General features: G+C 58.0%; 19 protein-coding genes and 4 tRNA genes. 6 read left to right on the forward strand and 17 right to left on the reverse strand.

The features are described 5' to 3' along the window. Nucleotides 1-360 precede the first annotated feature (360 nt). The 10 genes from V6F91_RS25645 to V6F91_RS25690 form a co-directional block, all read right to left on the reverse strand. Entirely contained in the window at nt 361-2,232 is a 1,872-nt protein-coding gene (locus tag V6F91_RS25645) for a SurA N-terminal domain-containing protein (RefSeq protein ID WP_332769383.1), read from the reverse strand. A gap of 228 nt (nt 2,233-2,460) precedes the next feature. Beyond that, nucleotides 2,461-2,733: an HU family DNA-binding protein gene (locus tag V6F91_RS25650; protein WP_003183171.1), complete on the reverse strand. Its 273-nt coding sequence runs from the start codon at nt 2,731-2,733 to the stop codon at nt 2,461-2,463. Between the two features lie 149 nt (nt 2,734-2,882). Beyond that, on the reverse strand, nt 2,883-5,279 hold the full coding sequence (gene lon, locus V6F91_RS25655) for an endopeptidase La (RefSeq protein WP_090284491.1): 2,397 nt from the start codon (nt 5,277-5,279) through the stop codon (nt 2,883-2,885). A gap of 163 nt (nt 5,280-5,442) precedes the next feature. Continuing rightward, complete coding sequence (clpX, locus tag V6F91_RS25660) at nt 5,443-6,726, reverse strand: ATP-dependent Clp protease ATP-binding subunit ClpX (protein WP_016775335.1); 1,284 nt, start codon at nt 6,724-6,726, stop codon at nt 5,443-5,445. Nucleotides 6,727-6,837: 111 nt separating this feature from the next. Continuing rightward, entirely contained in the window at nt 6,838-7,473 is a 636-nt protein-coding gene (gene clpP / locus V6F91_RS25665; RefSeq protein ID WP_007951559.1) for an ATP-dependent Clp endopeptidase proteolytic subunit ClpP, read from the reverse strand. Nucleotides 7,474-7,564: 91 nt separating this feature from the next. Beyond that, the gene (gene tig, locus V6F91_RS25670) at nt 7,565-8,875 is read right to left on the reverse strand and encodes a trigger factor (protein WP_093100444.1); all 1,311 of its coding nucleotides are present in this window, start codon (nt 8,873-8,875) and stop codon (nt 7,565-7,567) included. A 401-nt stretch (nt 8,876-9,276) separates the two neighbouring features. Continuing rightward, nucleotides 9,277-9,352: transfer RNA gene (locus tag V6F91_RS25675), tRNA-His, on the reverse strand. A 76-nt stretch (nt 9,353-9,428) separates the two neighbouring features. Beyond that, nucleotides 9,429-9,513, reverse strand: a tRNA-Leu gene (locus V6F91_RS25680). Between the two features lie 57 nt (nt 9,514-9,570). Then, a tRNA-His gene (locus V6F91_RS25685) sits at nt 9,571-9,646 on the reverse strand. A 32-nt stretch (nt 9,647-9,678) separates the two neighbouring features. Then, nucleotides 9,679-9,755, reverse strand: a tRNA-Arg gene (locus tag V6F91_RS25690). Nucleotides 9,756-10,030: 275 nt separating this feature from the next. Between V6F91_RS25690 and folD the strand changes: the two genes are divergently transcribed. Then, on the forward strand, nt 10,031-10,885 hold the full coding sequence (gene folD / locus V6F91_RS25695; protein WP_332769388.1) for a bifunctional methylenetetrahydrofolate dehydrogenase/methenyltetrahydrofolate cyclohydrolase FolD: 855 nt from the start codon (nt 10,031-10,033) through the stop codon (nt 10,883-10,885). Between the two features lie 228 nt (nt 10,886-11,113). Beyond that, complete coding sequence (gene pbpG / locus V6F91_RS25700) at nt 11,114-12,052, forward strand: D-alanyl-D-alanine endopeptidase (RefSeq protein WP_332769389.1); 939 nt, start codon at nt 11,114-11,116, stop codon at nt 12,050-12,052. Between the two features lie 55 nt (nt 12,053-12,107). Here the strand turns inward: pbpG and V6F91_RS25705 are convergent, their stop codons facing one another. From V6F91_RS25705 to V6F91_RS25715, 3 genes are all read right to left on the reverse strand, one after another. Then, nucleotides 12,108-12,314 (reverse strand): hypothetical protein, encoded by a 207-nt coding sequence (locus tag V6F91_RS25705; RefSeq protein ID WP_332769391.1) that lies wholly within the window; start codon nt 12,312-12,314, stop codon nt 12,108-12,110. Between the two features lie 11 nt (nt 12,315-12,325). Next, nucleotides 12,326-12,529 carry a DUF6021 family protein gene (locus V6F91_RS25710; RefSeq protein ID WP_332769393.1) on the reverse strand — a complete coding sequence of 68 codons (204 nt, stop codon included), beginning with the start codon at nt 12,527-12,529 and terminating at the stop codon, nt 12,326-12,328. Between the two features lie 89 nt (nt 12,530-12,618). After that, nucleotides 12,619-13,290 carry a peptidase C39 family protein gene (locus tag V6F91_RS25715; RefSeq protein WP_332769395.1) on the reverse strand — a complete coding sequence of 224 codons (672 nt, stop codon included), beginning with the start codon at nt 13,288-13,290 and terminating at the stop codon, nt 12,619-12,621. 232 nt (nt 13,291-13,522) lie between these two features. On the opposite strand from V6F91_RS25715, the gene V6F91_RS25720 reads away from it, so the two are divergent. Further along, nucleotides 13,523-13,693: a hypothetical protein gene (locus V6F91_RS25720; RefSeq protein ID WP_332769397.1), complete on the forward strand. Its 171-nt coding sequence runs from the start codon at nt 13,523-13,525 to the stop codon at nt 13,691-13,693. A 244-nt stretch (nt 13,694-13,937) separates the two neighbouring features. Here the strand turns inward: V6F91_RS25720 and V6F91_RS25725 are convergent, their stop codons facing one another. Both V6F91_RS25725 and V6F91_RS25730 read right to left on the reverse strand, forming a co-directional pair. After that, nucleotides 13,938-14,687, reverse strand: coding sequence for a TerC family protein (locus V6F91_RS25725; RefSeq protein WP_203418679.1), 750 nt, complete (start codon nt 14,685-14,687; stop codon nt 13,938-13,940). A gap of 30 nt (nt 14,688-14,717) precedes the next feature. Continuing rightward, nucleotides 14,718-14,960, reverse strand: coding sequence for a hypothetical protein (locus V6F91_RS25730; protein ID WP_090284505.1), 243 nt, complete (start codon nt 14,958-14,960; stop codon nt 14,718-14,720). 133 nt (nt 14,961-15,093) lie between these two features. Between V6F91_RS25730 and nhaR the strand changes: the two genes are divergently transcribed. Beyond that, on the forward strand, nt 15,094-15,993 hold the full coding sequence (gene nhaR / locus V6F91_RS25735; protein ID WP_332769402.1) for a transcriptional activator NhaR: 900 nt from the start codon (nt 15,094-15,096) through the stop codon (nt 15,991-15,993). Here nhaR and V6F91_RS25740 read toward each other — a convergent pair. After that, entirely contained in the window at nt 15,988-17,145 is a 1,158-nt protein-coding gene (locus tag V6F91_RS25740; RefSeq protein WP_093100186.1) for an MFS transporter, read from the reverse strand. The two genes, nhaR and V6F91_RS25740, sit on opposite strands and share 6 nt — an antisense overlap. 309 nt (nt 17,146-17,454) lie before the next feature. On the opposite strand from V6F91_RS25740, the gene sstT reads away from it, so the two are divergent. Then, a complete protein-coding gene (gene sstT / locus V6F91_RS25745; protein ID WP_332769409.1) occupies nt 17,455-18,687 on the forward strand; it encodes a serine/threonine transporter SstT in 1,233 nt (410 codons plus the stop codon). Between the two features lie 241 nt (nt 18,688-18,928). On the opposite strand, the gene V6F91_RS25750 is transcribed toward sstT, so the two are convergent. Beyond that, entirely contained in the window at nt 18,929-19,438 is a 510-nt protein-coding gene (locus tag V6F91_RS25750; RefSeq protein ID WP_208940558.1) for a DUF1993 domain-containing protein, read from the reverse strand. Between the two features lie 125 nt (nt 19,439-19,563). Here V6F91_RS25750 and V6F91_RS25755 point away from each other — a divergent pair, with 125 nt between their 5' ends. Continuing rightward, on the forward strand, nt 19,564-20,208 hold the full coding sequence (locus tag V6F91_RS25755) for a YceH family protein (protein WP_332769412.1): 645 nt from the start codon (nt 19,564-19,566) through the stop codon (nt 20,206-20,208). Nucleotides 20,209-20,242 lie beyond the last annotated feature (34 nt).

Below are 20,242 nucleotides of genomic sequence, written 5' to 3' on the forward strand. Positions count from 1 at the left end.
GACATCGGAAGGCTGAGTGGAGGGATTGATCCGGGCGTGGGAGCGCAGCGACCGTACGACGAAGTCGTACACAGCGGAAGTAGGTGCAGCGAAGCAAACCGTAGCCGCTGCGCCCGGATCGATCCCGCAGCGAAGGGACCCGAGCCCGCGAGGGCCGTACGTAGGAGCAAGCCTTTTCGGTTACCTTTTCGGCGTCTGGAAAAGGTGACCCGCCGTAAGGGCGGAACCTTAAGCAGCCGCTACCGCAGCAACGGATATACACCCAATCCAACCAAAGCCTGGTCGGCCCACAGGCCGCCACGGCCAAAAAAAAAGCCCCAACCTAAATCAGGCCGGGGCTCCCATGTCTCCAGTCAGCAATCAGAACCGCTCGATATCCGCCTGGCTCTCCAACTGCTTGCGATACGCCGCGAAATCCTGCTGCCCCTCGCGGGAAGCCAGGAACCGCCGGTACTGCGCCTTCTCTTCATCGGTCGGCGCAGCCGCTTCGTTAACACCGTTCAAGCGCACAAGCATCAGGCTACCGTCCGGCAGCGTCACGCTGCTGAACGTCGGCTTGTCCTTGGCGGCCGGCTTCGGCATGCGGAACACCGCCTGCAACACCGCTGGATCAACACCTTCCTGACCACGGGTAGCCGCTTCGGTGACTTTCCAGCTCTGCCCGTCAATCGCCTTGTCCAGAGGTGCCTTGCCATCGCGCAGATCAGCAGTCAGCTTCTCGGCACGGGTCTTGGCAGCGGCACTGGCATGCTCTTTGGTCAATTGAGTGCGGATCGCCGCATTCACGCTTTCCAGCGGCAACTGCGCAGGCTTCAGATGTTCCTTGGCGCGCAGCACGATTACGGTTTCCGGATCCAGCTCGATGGCAGTGCTGTTGGCACCTTCATCAATCACTTCAGGGCTGAATGCAGCGGTGACCACGGCACGGTTGGCCGCAACACCTTCGCCACCTTCACGGCCGAACGGCTTGGAGGTGCGCACGGTCAGCTTCAGATCCGCCGCAGGCTGCGCCAGATCGGATGCTTCGAACGCCGAATCTTCCAGTTGCTTGGTCGCTTCAACGAAACGCTGCTCGACCTGTGCGGCTTTCAGCTCGCGGGTCAGCTTGTCTTTCAGGCTGGCCAGAGTCGGCACTTCAGGCGCTTCGACACCCAGCAACTTGATCAGGTGGTAACCGAAATCGGTGCGAACCGGCTCGGAGACTTGATCTTTGCCCAGCGAGTACAGGGCTTTTTCGAACGCTGGATCGTAAACACCAGGGCCTGCGTAACCCAAGTCACCGCCATTGTTGGCCGAACCCGGATCCTGCGAGAACTCTTTGGCCAGCGCTTCGAACTTCTCGCCCTTGGCCAGACGCGCCTGGACCTCTTCGATCTTCGCCTTGGCCTGAGCTTCGGTGGTCTTGTCGTTCACTTCGATCAGGATGTGCGCCGCACGTCGCTGTTCCGACAGGTTGGCGATTTCTTTCTGATACGCGGCCTGCAAGTCTTCATCCTTGACGGCGACCTGGTCGAAGAACGAAGCCTTCTTCAGCTCGACGTAATCGATGATCACCTGATCCGGGGTCATGAACTCTTTGGCGTGCTCATCGTAGTAAGCCTTGACCTCGTCGTCGGTGAGCTTCACCGCTGCCGGGTCAGCCTTGACGTTGAGCGTGGCGAAATCACGGGTCTGTTTTTCCAGACGGGCGAATGCCAGCACTTCGGCATCGGTCACGAAACCACTGCCAGCGACACCGGCGCGCAGTTGGCCGATCAGCATTTCCTGAGCCAGCATCTGGCGGAACTGCATACGGCTGTAACCCAGTTGACGGATCACCTGGTCGAAACGCTCGGAGCTGAACTTGCCGTCCACCTGGAATTCAGGGGTCTGCAGGATCACTTGATCCAGCGCACCTTCGGAGAAAGCGAATTTGGCCTGTTCGGCACCCTGCAACAGCAGCTTGCGATCGATCAGACCCTTGAGGGCCGATTCGCGGAGCATTTTTTCATCGAGCAAGGAAGCATCGAAGTCTTTGCCCAACTGTTGCATCAGCTGACGGCGTTGCATGTCAACGGCCTGGCTCAGCTCGTTCTGGCTGATTTCTTCGCCGTTGACCTTGGCCGCCTCATTCTTGTGAGTCGTGGCCTGGAAAATGGCATCGAAACCGGTCAAAGCCATCAGTGCAACGATGACTCCGATAATGGTCTTGGCAATCCAGCCTTGTGAATTGTCCCTGATATTCTGCAGCATGCGTCCCCCAGAAACGGTTGAACTTCAATATTTAGGCAACCGTGGAGCGTGGGTAGAATCCGGATAGAAGAAAGGCGCATCCGAGGATGCGCCTTCTCGTAACTGGCGGAGCGGACAGGGCTCGAACCCTCGATCCCGGCGTTACAGGCGACTTTCTCAGTGGCCTGCTCTACCGCTCCGCTGCCAAGTCAGGCTTGACCCCGACCCGGATGGGTAAAAACCTGAAACTCAGTTAACCGCTTCTTTCAGTGCTTTACCGGCTTTGAAACCTGGCTTCTTGGCAGCCGGGATTTCCAGAGTCTTGCCGGTCTGTGGGTTACGACCGGTACGCGCCGGACGGTCCGTCACGGAGAAAGTACCGAAACCAACCAGAACAACGGAGTCGCCAGCCTTCAGAGCGCCAGTGACGGATTCGATTACAGCGTCCAGCGCACGGCCAGCAGCAGCTTTCGGGATATCAGCGGATGCAGCGATAGCATCAATCAGTTCCGACTTGTTCACTCTAAGTCCCCTTATATCTATTTTGAGATGATTCTAAGTTTTTTTGGTGAAAGCAAAAACGAGTGCTGAATGGCCTACAGACACTTAAGAGCCGCTTTATAACAAGGGCTCTAAAAAACTGTCAAGGAAGCCACCCAGGCAAAAGCCTATTAATGCGTGCTAATTCTTTCCTTAGAGTCAGACTCTCGTTTTTCGTCCTTGGCAACTATCTCCGGAGCCACATCCGGCAAGGGCTCCGGCGCGTATTGCAGCGCAATTTGCAGGACCTCGTCAATCCATTTAACCGGTTTAATCTGCAGATCCTGCTTGATATTGTCAGGAATCTCCTTCAGATCGCGCACGTTCTCTTCTGGAATAATCACAATCTTGATTCCGCCGCGGTGAGCCGCGAGCAGTTTTTCCTTCAGACCACCAATGGCCAGCACTTGACCACGTAGCGTGATCTCACCGGTCATGGCGACATCGGCGCGCACCGGAATGCCGGTCAATGCCGAAACCAGCGCGGTGCACATACCGACACCAGCGCTCGGACCGTCCTTCGGCGTGGCGCCTTCAGGCATGTGAATGTGCGTGTCGCGCTTCTCGTGGAAGTCCAGCGGAATGCCCAGACTCTTGGCGCGACTGCGCACCACAGTCTGCGCGGCAGTGATCGATTCGACCATAACATCGCCAAGCGAACCGGTCTTGATCAGTTGCCCTTTACCGGGAATCACCGCGGCTTCAATGGTCAGCAATTCGCCACCAACCTGAGTCCAGGCAAGGCCGGTCACCTGACCCACCTGATCCTGCTGCTCGGCCAGACCGTAGCGGAACTTGCGCACGCCAAGGAAGTGCTCGAGCAGATCGGCTGTCACTTTCACCGAGAAGCGTTTTTCCATCGCGTGCTCTTTCACAGCCTTGCGGCAGACCTTGGCGATCTGGCGCTCGAGGCCACGCACACCGGCCTCACGGGTGTAATAACGAATGATGTCGCGGATCGCTTCGGCATCGAACTCCAGTTCACCCTTTTTCAAACCGTTGGCGGCGATCTGTTTTGGCGAGAGGTATTTGACGGCAATGTTGATCTTTTCGTCTTCGGTGTAGCCCGGCAGACGGATGACTTCCATCCGGTCCAGCAGTGCCGGCGGAATGTTCATCGAGTTCGAGGTGCACAGGAACATCACATCGGAAAGGTCGTAATCGACTTCCAGATAGTGGTCATTGAAGTTGTGGTTCTGCTCCGGATCGAGCACTTCCAGCAACGCCGACGCCGGGTCGCCACGCATGTCGCTGCCCATTTTATCGATTTCATCGAGCAGGAACAGCGGGTTGCGCACACCCACTTTTGTCATCTTTTGAATCAATCTTCCTGGCATCGAACCGATGTAGGTGCGGCGATGACCACGGATTTCCGCTTCATCACGCACGCCACCGAGGGCCATGCGCACGAATTTGCGATTGGTGGCATGTGCAATCGACTCTGCCAGCGAGGTTTTACCCACGCCCGGAGGGCCGACCAGGCACAACACCGGGCCACGGATTTTCTTCACGCGTTTCTGTACGGCGAGGTACTCGAGGATGCGTTCCTTAACCTCTTCCAGACCGTAGTGATCGGCATCGAGGATGTCTTCAGCCCGCGCCAGGTCCAGACGCACCTTGCTTTGCGCCTTCCACGGCACTTGCACCAGCCAGTCGATGTACGAACGCACCACGGTGGCTTCGGCGGACATCGGCGACATCTGCTTGAGCTTGTTCAGTTCGGCGGTAGCCTTGGCCAACGCGTCTTTCGGCAGACCGGCAGCGTCGATACGCTTTTTCAGGTCTTCGATTTCGTTGTGGCCTTCGTCGCTGTCGCCGAGCTCTTTCTGAATAGCCTTCATCTGCTCGTTCAGGTAGTACTCGCGCTGACTGCGCTCCATCTGCTTCTTGACTCGGCCGCGGATGCGTTTTTCGACCTGCAGCAGATCAATTTCGGCATCCAGCAGCGCCAGCACGTGTTCGACACGGGCCGACAGGTCGACGATTTCGAGGATTTCCTGCTTCTGCTCGATTTTCAGCGCCATGTGCGCGGCCATGGTGTCAACCAGACGCCCCGGCTCATCGATGCTGTTTAGCGACGACAGGACTTCAGCCGGGACCTTTTTGCCCAGCTGGACGTATTGTTCAAACTGCGACAGCAATGTGCGCACGAACACTTCTGATTCACGCTCGGCCGCGTCAACTTCGTCGATCAGCGAGACTTCGGCACGGCAATGGCCGTCGACTTCACTGAAGCGCTCGACCGTACCGCGCTGCTCACCTTCCACCAGCACCTTGACGGTGCCGTCAGGCAGCTTGAGCAGTTGCAGAACCGTGGCAACAGTACCTACGCGATAGAGAGCATCTTCACCGGGATCGTCGTCAGCCGGGTTTCTCTGGGCCAGCAGCAGGATCTGCTTGTCGCCCGTCATCGCGGCCTCGAGGGCTTCGATGGATTTCTCGCGCCCCACGAACAGCGGGATAACCATGTGCGGATAAACCACGACATCACGCAATGGCAAGAGAGGCAATTCGATGGTTGTCTTCATGATTTCGCCTCTACGGCGGCCATAGGGCCGTAATCAGATGGAATTGAACTTGAAACCAAGATGGGGGCTGCCTTGAAAAAAAACAAGCGCAAAGCGGCTGTAAAAAACCAGATAAAAAAAAAGAGGCCCGAGGGCCCCTTCTTTACTGCGACAGGGTGGACGCTTACGCGTCCGGCGCTGCCTTGGCAGTCGGCTCACTGTTCTCATAGATATACAGTGGCTTGGACTTGCCTTCGATCACGCTTTCATCGATCACGACTTTGCTCACCTCGGACTGCGAGGGGATTTCGTACATCGTGTCGAGCAGTACACCTTCGAGAATCGAGCGCAGACCACGGGCACCGGTTTTACGTTCCAGGGCACGCTTGGCAACCGATTTCAGTGCGTCGGAACGGAATTCCAGATCCACACCTTCCATCTCGAACAGCTTGGCATACTGTTTGGTCAGAGCATTTTTCGGCTCGGTGAGAATCTGCATCAAAGCAGCCTCATCGAGTTCGTCCAACGTTGCAAGAACCGGCAGACGACCGACGAATTCCGGGATCAGACCGAACTTGACCAGATCGTCAGGCTCGACTTCACGCAGGGATTCACCGACTTTCTTGCCTTCTTCCTTGCTGCGCACTTCTGCGTTGAAACCGATGCCGCCCTTGGTGGAACGGTTTTGAATAACCTTTTCCAGACCAGAGAACGCACCACCGCAGATGAACAGGATGTTACGGGTGTCGACCTGCAGGAATTCCTGCTGCGGATGCTTGCGGCCACCTTGCGGCGGTACCGAAGCGACCGTGCCTTCGATCAACTTGAGCAAGGCCTGCTGCACGCCTTCACCGGATACATCGCGGGTGATCGACGGGTTGTCGGACTTGCGCGAAATCTTGTCGATTTCATCGATGTAGACAATGCCCATCTGGGCCTTCTCCACGTCGTAATCGCACTTCTGCAGCAGCTTCTGAATGATGTTCTCGACATCTTCGCCCACATAACCCGCCTCGGTGAGGGTGGTTGCGTCAGCGATGGTGAACGGAACGTTCAGCAAGCGGGCCAGAGTTTCGGCCAGCAGGGTTTTACCGGAGCCTGTCGGGCCGATCAGCAGGATGTTGCTCTTGCCGAGTTCGACGTCGTCAGCCTTCTTGTCACGCTGGTTCAGACGCTTGTAGTGGTTGTACACCGCTACGGCCAGAACCTTTTTCGCACGCTCCTGACCAATGACGTACTGGTCAAGGATGCCGCTGATTTCTTTAGGCGAAGGCAATTTATGCGCGCTGCTCTCGGCCTGGGCTTCCTGCACCTCCTCGCGGATGATGTCATTGCACAGGTCGACGCACTCGTCGCAGATAAAGACCGAGGGGCCGGCAATCAATTTGCGCACTTCATGCTGGCTTTTGCCACAGAAGGAGCAATAGAGCAGCTTGCCGTTGTCCTCGCCGTTGCGGGTGTCAGTCATTCGTTCGATCCAAATCCGATAGGCTTGCAACACAAGATGAAGGCTATTGCGGGCTTTTTCAAGCCCGCTGCTGATCGGACGTGCCGACCAGGCCTCTATGCGTTGCTTATTTTAAGCTGGGCGCTGGTTGATCACTTCGTCGATCAGGCCATATTCCTTCGCCGCTTCTGCACTCATGAAATTGTCGCGATTGGTGTCGCGCTCGATTTCTTCCAGAGTACGGCCGCTGTGCTTGGCCATCAGCGTGTTCAGGCGCTCGCGGATGAAGAGGATTTCCTTGGCGTGGATTTCGATGTCCGACGCCTGGCCCTGGAAACCGCCCAGTGGCTGGTGAATCATCACGCGCGAGTTCGGCAGGCAGAAACGCTTGCCCGGAGCACCTGCGGTAAGCAGGAACGCGCCCATGCTGCATGCCTGACCGATGCAAGTGGTCGATACGTTGGGTTTGATGAACTGCATGGTGTCGTAGATCGACATGCCTGCAGTCACCGAACCGCCAGGGGAGTTGATATAGAGATGGATGTCCTTGTCCGGGTTTTCCGCTTCAAGGAACAGCAGTTGCGCACAGATCAGGTTGGCCATGTAGTCCTCTACAGGACCCACCAGAAAGATCACTCGCTCCTTGAGCAGGCGCGAGTAGATGTCATAGGCGCGTTCGCCACGAGCAGATTGCTCGACAACCATCGGGACCAGGCCGCCGGCGGCCTGGATATCAGAGTTCTGCTGAATATACGAATTACGGAACATGCTCTGCAGTCACTCCCAAATAGTTATGTCTTGAATACGCATAAGCCAGCTCGAAGGCTGGCTTATGTGTGTACTTCTAACGCAAAAACAATCAGTCGGCTGCTGGAGCTTCTACCGGTTTGACCGCTTCTTCGTAAGAGACCGATTTGTCGGTCACGCTAGCTTTCTGCAGAACAGTATCCACAACTTGTTCTTCCAGCACAACCGAACGCACTTCGTTCAGTTGCTGCTCGTTTTTGTAGTACCACGACACGACCTGCTCAGGCTCCTGGTAAGCCGAAGCCATTTCCTGAATCATCTCGCGAACGCGGGCTTCGTCAGGCTTGAGGTCGAACTGCTTGACCACTTCAGCAACGATCAGACCCAGTACGACACGGCGCTTGGCTTGCTCTTCGAACAGTTCGGCCGGCAGTTGGTCAGGCTTGATGTTGCCACCGAATTGTTGAACAGCCTGCACGCGCAGACGATCAACTTCGTTGGACAGCAGCGCCTTCGGTACTTCGATCGGGTTGGTGGCCAGCAGACCGTCCATCACCTGATTTTTTACTTTGGACTTGATTGCCTGACGCAGCTCACGCTCCATGTTCTTGCGAACTTCAGTGCGGAAACCGTCGATGCCGCTTTCCTTGATGCCGAATTGCGCGAAGAACTCTTCGTTCAGCTCAGGCAGCTTAGGCTCGGACACAGTGTTCACGGTAACGGTGAACTCAGCGGTTTTACCCGCCAGGTCGAGGTTCTGATAGTCCTCTGGGAAGGTCAGGTTCAGAACGCGCTCTTCACCGGCCTTGGCGCCGACCAGGCCTTCTTCGAAGCCTGGAATCATGCGGCCGGAGCCCAGTACCAGCTGAGTGCCCTTGGCGGAACCGCCAGCGAACACTTCGCCGTCAACCTTGCCAACGAAATCGATGTTCAACTGGTCTTCGTTCTGCGCAGCGCGATCGGCTACTTCAAAACGGGTGTTCTGCTTGCGCAGGATGTCGAGCATCTTGTCCAGGTCAGCGTCGGACACGTCAGCGCTCAGACGCTCAACGGTGATGCCTTCGAAACCGGCAACGGTGAACTCAGGGAACACTTCGAATACAGCAACGTATTCCAGGTCTTTGCCGGCTTCGAGCGATTTTGGCTCGATCGACGGCGAACCAGCCGGGTTCAGCTTCTGCTCAACCACAGCTTCGTAGAACGACGACTGGATCACGTCGCCTACCGCTTCCTGGCGAGCATCGGCACCGAAACGGCGCTTGATTTCGCTCATTGGCACTTTGCCTGGACGGAAGCCAGCAATCTTGGCCTTTTGGGCAGTCTGCTGCAGACGCTTGTTGACCTGAGTCTCGATGCGCTCAGCCGGCACGGTGACGCTCATGCGGCGCTCGAGAGCAGTAGTATTTTCAACAGAAACTTGCATGGATATTCCTCGTTGCACAGACGTTAGCCGGCCGTTTCCGACCCCAGAATCAAGGGCATGCATTCTAGTGGGTCAAACTCAAGAAGTCACCCTACGGAAAACGGGTAAAAAAACAGCAGGCAGTTTATTCGGAGCGATACATCAAAGCAGCGCGCTCCACAGACGAATACAAACCATCACGCCAGGGCTCTGCAGCAACCGCTTCTATATATAGAAGAGAGCGCCAGTCACTCCCTGACGGCCGCACTTGCGAGCAAGTACGCCAGGCAGCGCGGCATCATCGAGCAACATGATTACGACGAAGCGCCCTGCCCTTGCACCTCGAAACCGGTCATGCCGGACTTCAAAAGCGCTAAAACAAAAAAGGCGCCAGACTGTTAAATCTGGCGCCTTTCGAAATATGGGGTGGACGATGGGGATCGAACCCACGACAACGGGAGTCACAATCCCGTGCTCTACCAACTGAGCTACGCCCACCATATTGCGTAACAAAAAAGCCAAACAACTTCTTTGTTGAACCTCACCCGTCCGAAGAGCTGAATGAAGCTTTGATTGGTGCGGATGAAGAGACTCGAACTCTTACGCCTCGCGGCGCTGGAACCTAAATCCAGTGTGTCTACCAATTCCACCACATCCGCGGATGAAGCTTTTAAAGCAAAGGCGCCAGACTGTTACATCTGGCGCCTTTCGAAATATGGGGTGGACGATGGGGATCGAACCCACGACAACGGGAGTCACAATCCCGTGCTCTACCAACTGAGCTACGCCCACCATATCGCGCTACTTGTGCCAATGCTGCCTAATGGCGCACCCGGCAGGACTCGAACCTGCGACCATCCGCTTAGAAGGCGGATGCTCTATCCAGCTGAGCTACGGGCGCCTTATTAATCTGTACTCTTAAAGGACTACAAACTAAGTGCTTTCCAGCGTCGCAGAACCTCGATTCCGCTTCACCTTCTTAACCAGTGCTAGGCTGTGCCCGACAAGTGCGACGAATAGTATAGAGGGCTCTGAAGGTCGTCAAATCCTTTTTGAAAAAAATTCATTTAATTAAAGGAGTTAGAGGAATTTACTGACCAAGCGCCTTTGCCCTCACCGCTCGACATGCGAGAATGCGCTCTCATTTTTTCCCCTCTCGATGGTTAATCACGCGCAATGACTGCACAACTAATCGACGGCAAATCGATCGCCGCCAGCCTGCGCCAGCAGATCGCCCAACGAGTTGCCGAGCGTCGCCAGCAAGGCCTGCGCACTCCCGGCCTCGCGGTGATCCTGGTCGGCAGCGATCCTGCCTCTCAGGTTTATGTCTCGCACAAGCGTAAAGACTGTGAAGAGGTTGGCTTCCTCTCTCAAGCCTACGACCTGCCCGCCGAAACCACGCAAGTCGCGCTGACCGATCTGATCGATCGCCTCAACGACGACCCGGCTATCGACGGCATCCTGCTGCAGCTACCACTGCCCGAGCATCTCGACGCGTCGAAACTGCTGGAGCGCATCCGCCCGGACAAAGACGTCGACGGTTTCCACCCGTATAACGTCGGTCGCCTGGCCCAGCGCATCCCGCTGCTGCGTCCGTGCACGCCCAAGGGCATCATGACCCTGCTGGAAAGCACCGGCGCCGATCTGTACGGGATGGACGCCGTGGTCGTTGGCGCGTCCAACATCGTAGGCCGTCCAATGGCGATGGAGCTGTTGCTGGCCGGCTGCACCGTCACCGTAACTCACCGCTTCACCAAGGACCTGGCCGGCCACGTCGGCCGCGCCGATCTGGTGGTCGTGGCCGCCGGCAAGCCGGGCCTGGTCAAGGGCGAGTGGGTCAAGGAAGGCGCGATTGTGATCGACGTCGGCATCAACCGTCAGGACGACGGCAAACTGGTCGGTGACGTTGTCTACGAAACCGCCCTGCCCCGCGCCGGCTGGATCACTCCGGTGCCCGGCGGCGTCGGCCCGATGACCCGTGCCTGCCTGCTGGAAAACACGCTTTACGCGGCAGAAACCCTGCATGCCTGAGTGCCACTTTCAGCATTGAAAAAACCCGCCTTGTGCGGGTTTTTTATTGTTTGAGAAAAAACTGTAACCGTTCGCCGGAAACCCCTCTTTTTACAGGCCTTTTCACGAGATTTTCAGGTCGCTCAAACAACCATCGACAGATCTTCAGCCATACTCCTAGAATGCGACCCTTTGAAGAAATAACCCGTTACAAACTAACGGAATATCCAACCTTATGAGTTCGCCCGCGTGAAAATTCGTCTTTCGATCCTGAGCCTGTTTTTTGCATTCACAGGCACATTCATCACGCCAACGATCAACGCTGCGGAAACCACCGCTGCCCCACGCGATGCCTCGACCCTGAAGATCGCCTCCGGCAGCGCCCTGCTCATGGACATGCAGACCAACAAAGTCATCTACTCCAGCAACCCTGACGTGATCGTGCCGATTGCCTCCGTCAGCAAGTTGATGACCGGACTGGTGGTGGTTGAAGCGCGGCAGAACATGGACGAATGGATCAATGTCGACATCAGCAACACCCCGGAAATGAAGGGGGTGTTCTCCCGAGTCAAACTCAAGAGCGAGCTGCCGCGGCGCGAGATGCTGCTGATTGCCTTGATGTCCTCGGAAAACCGCGCAGCGGCGAGCCTCGCCCACCACTATCCGGGTGGCTACGCCGCGTTCATCGCGGCAATGAACGCCAAGGCCAAGATGCTGGGCATGACCAGCACACATTTCGTCGAGCCGACGGGCCTGTCCGAGCGCAACGTCTCCACCGCGCGCGACCTGAGCAAATTGCTGGTTGCTGCACACAAATATCCGCTGCTGAGCGAATTAACCACCACCAAGGAAAAAACCGTCGCCTTCCGCAAACCCAATTACACCCTGGGATTTCGCAACACTGATCATCTGGTCAACAAGGCTGACTGGGACATCATGATCACCAAGACCGGCTTCACCAATCCAGCCGGTCATTGCCTGGTGCTGGTCACCCGGATGGCCAACCGCCCGGTGGCACTGGTGATTCTCGACGCGTTTGGCAAGTACACGCACTTTGCCGACGCCAGCCGCATTCGCAGCTGGATGGAGACCGGTCGCAGCGCGGCAGTGCCGGCGGTGGCTCAGCAGTACAAGGCGCAGAAAAACCTCAAGTCGCGCCAGAGCGGCGTGGTCGAAGCGTCCAAGTAGTTTGTACGCGCAGGAAAAAGCCCCGAATCTTCGGGGCTTTTTTTCGTCTGCCGGATCAATCGTTGGGCAGCGGCATCTTGTCGTCATCGGGGATGCCATCGCCCGCAGCTGGATCGCGGGACGGCTCGGGGGTCAGGACATTCGGCCGCGCCAACGGGTCACGCATCGGGCTCTGCGGATCGAGCACCGGGTCGACGTCTGACTCGGGCGTGGTCGGCACGCTGTCCGGTTTCTGGTCATCGAAGCTTGAATCGGTACTCATACGCACCTCGCTCAGGGTTTCAGACCGCCCAACGGGTCGTAGGCTTTGCCGGGCTTGCGCTGCTCATCGTCGGGTTTTTCATCCAGCGGAGCCTTCGCGGGGCCGACCGGATCGACTTGCGGATCATCGAGATCGGGCGAATCCGGATCGAAGCCCAGATCCTCGCCAGAGGAATGTTCAGAAGAATGTGGGCCTTTCGGGGATGAATCTGCCATGTGCGCCTCCTGGTGCGCCCGCAAAATCACGGGCTCTATAATAGGAGGCTTGCGGGGCGCAGGGGTGCCCGGCAAGTGACGAACGGAGCTCAGTGCGCCGCCAGCGCCTTGCGCGCCTGCGCTGCTTCGTTTTCCTGACCGGCCTGGGCCAGCGCATCGGCTGCTTTCAGCCAGCGTTGCTGATCAACAGCTGCGGGGATCTGCGCAGGTTTCTGGATCAGAATGGCCCAGCCGCCGGACTTTTCCAGCGCCGACTCGAAAGCGCTGAAACTCATCAGTTGCCGACGGTTCATCCCGGCGCGCAATAGCACGTTCTGCTTGTTGCGATCGTAGCCGGAGAGAATTGCGTAGCGCGGCTCGGCCCAGAATGCCGAACCTTCGCTAAAGCGCACCATCACCGGATAACCGGCGGCGACCTGGGTCAACAGCGCTGGAAGATTACTGTCCAGCGGGTAGACCATCATGCCGTATTCACGGGCGAGATTTTCAATATTGCGCTGCAACTTGTCTTCAGCGCCCGGCAAGTGCAACGGTTTTTCCAGCAGGCCCGGGGTGATCACGATGCCCTGCTGCGACAACAGACTGGCCAACACCTGCGGCCCGCTCTGATTGGCTTCGCCGCGATAGAACGTGCCGCTCAACTCGACCCGCTCCGGCAGACGCTTGACCTCTGGCGCAACAGTGCCTGCGCAACCGTGCAAAATTGCCGCTGCACTGGCAATGAGCAGCGCCGCTCGCACTCGGGAAAATAGCTGGACCATCATCACTCTCTTTTCAGACGCCGGTCTTCGTGTTCCGGCAACGCTGCGATCATAGGGCCGCGACCGGCTGCGGTATAGCCTTTAACCGCAGACCAGGCAATTGCATAGAGCGAACTGATTGGTCGCCAGCGACCTTTGGTCAATAGCCTGAAACACCCCATTGGCTAGACTGTCAGTGAAACAGAGCGAATTGAAAAGTGTGCGCCCGCTGCAGGGCGAAGAGGAGGCACTGATGAGCCTGACCATGACTATCGTGATGTTGATTGCCGGCTGGCTGGCTGTGGCGACTGCCATGTTGTGGGGGGTGTTGCGGATTTCGCGGCGGCATCATCACCATCCGGTTCAGCGTGCTCCTGTTGAGAAAAGCGAGGAGCATCGTGGGCGGCATGTGACAGCGCATTAAGATCAAGAGCACCCTCACCCTAGCCCTCTCCCACAGGGAGAGGGGACTGACCGAGTGGTATGTGCGAATTAAATCGACCTGAACGCCCTCAGTCGAATGCAAAGTTTGAAGAGCCCCAAATCGGCTCCCTCTCCCTCGGGAGAGGGCTGGGGTGAGGGGCTGGCGTTACATCACGCCACCAATATCAAAGCAAAAAAAAACCGCCTGAGCCCAAAAGCCCAAGCGGTCTTGACGCTGCCCGCAATTACGCCTGCTGAGCAACCTTCTTCTGCTTGGCCCGGCGCGACATCATGTTCAACACCTCGATACCCGCCGAGAACGCCATCGCCGCGTACACATAACCTTTCGGTACGTGGGCGCCGAAACCTTCGGCGATCAAGGTCATGCCGATCATGATCAGGAAGCCCAGGGCCAACATCACCACGGTCGGGTTGTCGTTGATGAACTTGGCCAGCGGATCAGCCGCCAGCAGCATCACCAGCACCGAAACCACCACCGCAATGATCATGATCGGCAAGTGTTCGGTCATGCCGACGGCGGTAATGATGCTGTCGATCGAGAACACCATGTCGAGCATCAGGATCTGACCGATCGCGGCGGCGAAGCCCAGGGTCACGGTCGAGGTCGCGGTTTTCGGATCTTCCGGCGCCGGGTCCATGCTGTGATGGATCTCGGTGGTGGCTTTCCACACCAGGAACAGGCCACCGGCGATCAGGATCATGTCTTTCCAGGAGAACGCCTGACCAAGAATCTCGATCACAGGCTCGGTCAACTGCACGATGAACGCGATGGTGCTCAACAGCGCCAGTCGCAGGATTAACGCCATGCCGATACCGATGCGGCGAGCCTTCTGCCGGTGTTGCTCAGGCAGTTTGTTGGTCAGGATCGAAATAAAGATCAGGTTATCGATGCCAAGCACGATTTCCATTACCACCAGTGTGGCCAAAGCAACCCAGGCGGTGGGGCTGGCGGCGAGTTCTAACAGATATTCCATGGGTCAGTCCTGACTCTGTGTAAGACGGGGTTAAATAGTCTTGGAGGAAGATTCGGATTCTTCCGTTTCTTTTTCCGGTGTTTCTTTTTTCTGAATCAAGCCACCGGTGGCATCGCTGAGCGCTTGCTCGGCGGCTTTATGGGTGTCGTCGATCGCTTGCTTGGCGGTTTCAGCCGCCGCGCCCATCAATTGCTGGGCGCTTTTTTCGGCCTGGTCGCAGCCTGCCAGAACCAGTAAAGACGCAAACATCAGCGCAGGAAATGTGTATTTCATAATGATTCCTCGAATAAACCAGAGCGGCACGCAGAGCAGCCGTCGATGGCTGGGCATTCTAGGGAGGCTAACACTTCAGGAAAATTCGTATTTTTAGCGGCTATACTTCGGTTTTCACGAACTGAAGACTGCCATGCTCAATTACCGTCAACTGCATTACTTCTGGGTTGTCGCCAAGACTGGCAGCATTGTGCGCGCCTGCGAGCAACTGAACCTGACCCCGCAAACCATCAGCGGGCAGATTTCCCTGCTCGAACAGACCTACGGCATCGAATTGTTTCGCCGCGTCGGCCGGCAACTGGAACTCACCGAAGCCGGGCGCCAGGCCCTGCCCTACGCCGAGCAGATGTTCCAGCTCGGCGGCGAACTCGAGTTGATGCTGCGTGCGCAGCCCAACGAACAGCAGATCCTCTTTCGCGTCGGGGTCGCCGACGTGGTGCCCAAATCCATCGTTTATCGCTTGATCGCGCCGACCATGGAATTGAGCGAACCGCTGCGCATCACCTGCCGCGAAGACAAACTCGAACGCTTGCTGGCGGATCTGGCGATTCAGCGTCTTGATCTGGTGATTTCCGACAGCCCGATGCCTTCGCACCTCGACATCAAGGGCTACAGCCAGAAACTCGGTGAATGCGGGATCAGTTTTTTTGCCACCGCTGAACTGGCTGCATCTTACGGCCAGGATTTTCCGCGCAGCCTGCACGGCGCACCGCTGCTGATTCCCGGCGCGGAAACCGTGGTGCGCAGCCGTTTGCAGCGCTGGTTTGCCGAACAGCAGATCCAGCCGCAAATCGTCGGCGAGTTCGATGACAGTGCGTTGATGCAGGCGTTCGGCCAATCCGGCAGCGGAATTTTCATTGGTCCGAGCGTGATTGCCGATGAGGTGAAGCGCCAGTACGGCGTCGTGTTGATTGGCCAGACCGACGCGGTGACCGAGTCGTTCTATGCCATTTCAGTGGAGCGCAAGGTCAAGCACCCCGGCATCGTGGCGATTACCGAGGGTGCCCGACGCGAGCTGTTTACTACCTTATGAAGCGCAGGCTTCGCGCGGCTTCAAGGTCATCAGGACCATGGCGAGAAACACCGACAGCAGGATGAAGCCGGCAGCGGCAAAACCGAGGAAGCCGAGGCCCGCGCTGTCGATGACCCGACCGCCGATCATCGCGCCCAGACCGATGCCCAGATTGGCCCCGGCGATGTTCAGCGAGGCGGCAAAGGCCGGCGCTTCCGGTGCGGCCTTCATCAGGCGCACGTGGCTGACCAGGAACAACGCTGCCTGAGTCACGCCCCAGATCGCCATCGCCACTGCCAGGCCCAACGGTGAATGAATGTTCGGCACCAGCGAGACCATGCCGGCGATCATGAACGCGCAGAACAGCACCGAAGCGCCGAGCGGGTGCCGGTCCACCGCACGGCCGCCCAACGAGTTGCCGATCAGCCCGACCGCACCGAAGCCCATCAGGCACCAGCCGACCACGGTGCCGTTGAACCCGGCCAGCCGCTCAAGGATGTCGGCCAGATAGGTGTAAGCGGTGAACATGCCGCTGAACACCAGGATCGACAACAGCACATGGCCGAGCATCAGCGGGCTGCGCAGGATCTTGAATTGCGAACGGAAGCTGACTTGATGCTGATGCAGGCTGGTTTTCGGCAGATAGACGAACAGCAGCAGAGCCTTGGCAAACGCGACCACCGCGAGAATCGCAAAAGCCGTGCGCCAGCCAAAGGCGTCAGAGATCAGCGTACCGACCGGGATGCCGAACACCGTGGCGCAGACAATCCCGAAACCGATCTTGGCGATGGCGCGACCAGCGAAGTCCGGGCCGACGATATCCACCGCCGTCTCGCTGGCCAGCGCCCAGAATACCGGCAACCCCAGCGCCGGGATCAATCGGGCAACGGCCATGACCCAGATGTTCGGCGCCAACGCCGCGACGGTATTGGCCAGACCGAACATGATCAGAATGCTGATGAACAACTTGCGTCGCTCGAAGCGGGCGAAATACGCAGTCAAAAATGGCCCGAACATCGCCACGGTAAACGCGAACAGCGTCACCAGTAATCCGGCTTGGGGAATGGTGACTTCAAGATCGCGGGCAATCGCCGGCAACAGGCCGACGATGACGAATTCCGTGGTCAGCACCGTGAAACCGGCAGCGGACAACAGAAGAATAGGCAACAGCATGCGCAACTCCAGCAAAACGACGACACCAGCGATGGCCTTGAGGCCCGCTGGCGAAATTTGAAAATGAGGATGGCGCAGCTTAACAGAGAGTGCCCCGACCTGACTTGCATAAACCTGTCTGATTGGCCAATCAAACGGGTGGCAGATCGTCACATGCCTGAAGGATAAGGCCTACGCTGTGATAAAGTCCGCGTCCTGCAAAACGTACAGCTCGTTCAGCGGCCGGTTTTTGGCGCTGATGTCGATTCGACACTCGGTTCGTGCCTGCCCACGCAACCTCGCACCCTATAAAAAACAGAGATGCCGTTCATGACCGCCTCATCCCCTTCTCTCCTGCAACGCTTGAAAAAACTCAGCCTGGTGACCCAGATCGTGATCGGCCTGATCGCCGGCATCGCCCTGGCGCTGCTTGCCCCGGAAGCGGCCAAGTCCACCGCGTTCATCGGCAAGGTGTTTGTCTCGGCGCTGAAAGCCGTGGCGCCGATTCTGGTGTTCGTCCTGGTGATGGCCTCGATCGCCAACCACAAGCATGGTCAGGAAACTCACATCCGGCCGATCCTGTTCCTGTACCTGCTGGGTACTTTCAGTGCGGCGGTGGTGGCCGTGGTTGCCAGCATGGCGTTCCCGTCCAACCTTGTGCTGTCGACCGAAAACGTCGCGGTCACCGCCCCGGGCGGTATTGGCGAAGTGCTGCAAAGCCTGCTGTTGAGCGTGGTCGATAACCCGGTCAGCGCGCTGATGAACGCCAACTTCATCGGCATTCTGGCCTGGGCGATCGGCATGGGCATTGCGATCCGCCATGCTGGCGACACCACCCGCGAAGTGCTGGGCGACCTGTCCAACGGCGTCACCGTGATCGTGCGCGTGGTCATTCGCTTCGCGCCGCTGGGGATTTTCGGCCTGGTGGCTTCGACGCTGGCCACGTCTGGCTTCGGTGCATTGATCGGCTATGCACACCTGCTCGCGGTACTGCTCGGTTGCATGCTGTTTGTGGCGCTGGTGATGAACCCGCTGATCGTGTTCTGGAAACTGCGCCGCAATCCTTATCCGCTGACCCTCCGATGCCTGCGCGAAAGCGGCATCACCGCGTTCTTCACCCGCAGCTCGGCGGCGAACATTCCGGTCAACCTGGAACTGAGCAAGCGCCTTGGCCTGCATGAAGACACCTACTCAGTGTCGATCCCGCTGGGCGCGACCATCAACATGGCCGGCGCGGCGATCACCATCACCGTACTGGCCCTGGCTGCGGTGCACACGTTGGGGATTGCCGTGGACATTCCGACGGCAATTTTGCTCAGCGTCGTGGCGGCAATCTGCGCTTGCGGCGCCTCGGGTGTGGCCGGTGGCTCGCTGCTGTTGATTCCGCTGGCGTGCAGCCTGTTCGGTATCCCGAGCGAAATCGCCATGCAGGTGGTGGCGGTCGGCTTCATCATTGGCGTATTGCAGGATTCGGCGGAAACCGCGCTGAACTCGTCGACTGACGTGCTGTTCACCGCAGCGGCTTGCCTGGGTGAAGAAGCCAAGGCCCAGCGTTCGGCCTGATATTCACAACAATAAATAGCCCGCCTCGGTGTGAACCTTGGCGGGCTTTTTTGTGGCTGACATCTTATGCCCCTCACCCCAACCCTCTCCCCCAAGGGGGCGAGGGGGAAAGGGAGCTGATCTGTGCGCTGTTCGAAATTAGAGTTCGACTCGATGGATCGGGCCGGCGTATCTCGAACAAACAACTCGGTCAGTCCCCTCGCCCTCCGGGAGAGGGCTAGGGTGAGGGTTGTTTTACGATTTAGAACGCGCCCATGTAATCGCGCTTGCCCACTTCCACACCGTTATGACGCAGCAGCGCATACGTGGTGGTGACGTGGAAGAAGAACTGCGGCAGGCCGTAAGTCAGCAGATACGACTGGCCGCTGAAGCGCTTCTCTTTCGGGGTGCCCGGGCGGGTGACGATTTCGATGCCTTCCTTGCCATCGATCTGCTCTGGCTTGATCTCGCCAATAAAGGCCAGAACCTTGGCGATCAGGGCTTGCAGCTCGGCGAAGGTGGTTTCGCTGTCGTCGTACTTCGGCAGCTCGACTTCGGCCAGACGCGCCGACACGCCTTTGGCGAAGTCGACAGCGATCTGCACCTGACGCGTCAGCGGGAACATGTCCGGGTACAGACGCGCTTGCAGAAAGGCGTTCGGGTCGATGTTTTTTTCGCTGGCGTGGGCTTCAGCCTTTTTCAGCACATCGCTCAGGGCGTTGAGCATTTGTTGAAAAACCGGGACGGATGCGGCGTACAGGGAAATGGTCATGGCAGTCTCGTGTGATGGCTGGGTGGAACAAGGAGGCGATTATAGCCATGCTTGATGACCACACGGCTTGCCTTTTGTTGGGCAAGGATTAGGCTAGGCGCCTTCGACTGCAGAGGGAACGCGCGATGACCACCGAACCAGAATCCAGCTCCGAACAGCCACGGCTCAACGCCACGGAAATCCGCATCCTCGGCTCGCTGATCGAGAAACAGGCGACCAGCCCGGAAAGCTATCCGCTGACCCTCAATGCGCTGGTGCTGGCCTGCAACCAGAAAACCAGCCGCGAACCGGTGATGAACCTGACTCCGGGCCAGGTCGGCCAAAGCCTGCGCGCCCTTGAAGGTCGCGGTTTTGCCAGGCTGGTGATGGGCAGTCGCGCCGATCGCTGGGAGCACAAGGTCGACAAGGCGCTGGAGCTGGTGCCGGCGCAGGTGATCTTGAGCGGACTGATGTTTCTGCGCGGCCCGCAGACCGTCAACGAGCTGCTGACCCGCAGCGGCCGCATGCATGAATTCGAAGACGCCGAACAGGTGGTGCATCAGCTTGAGCGCCTGATTGCGCGGGGCCTGGCGGTGCTGATCCCGCGTCAGGCCGGGCAGCGTGAAGACCGTTACACCCATGCGCTGGGCGATCCGGCGGACATCGAGGCGATCATCGCCGCACGGCACAATCCTGTGGAGCGCTCGGTGAGTGGCGTTTCGGTGGAGCGCATCGAAGAACTCGAAGCACGGATCGCCGCACTGGAAGAACGCCTGGCGCGCCTCGAATAATCCATACAAATTGAATGTGGGAGCGAGCTTGCTC

Origin of the sequence: Pseudomonas koreensis, assembly GCF_036668835.1 — a bacterium.
Taxonomy (GTDB): domain Bacteria; phylum Pseudomonadota; class Gammaproteobacteria; order Pseudomonadales; family Pseudomonadaceae; genus Aquipseudomonas; species Aquipseudomonas koreensis_I.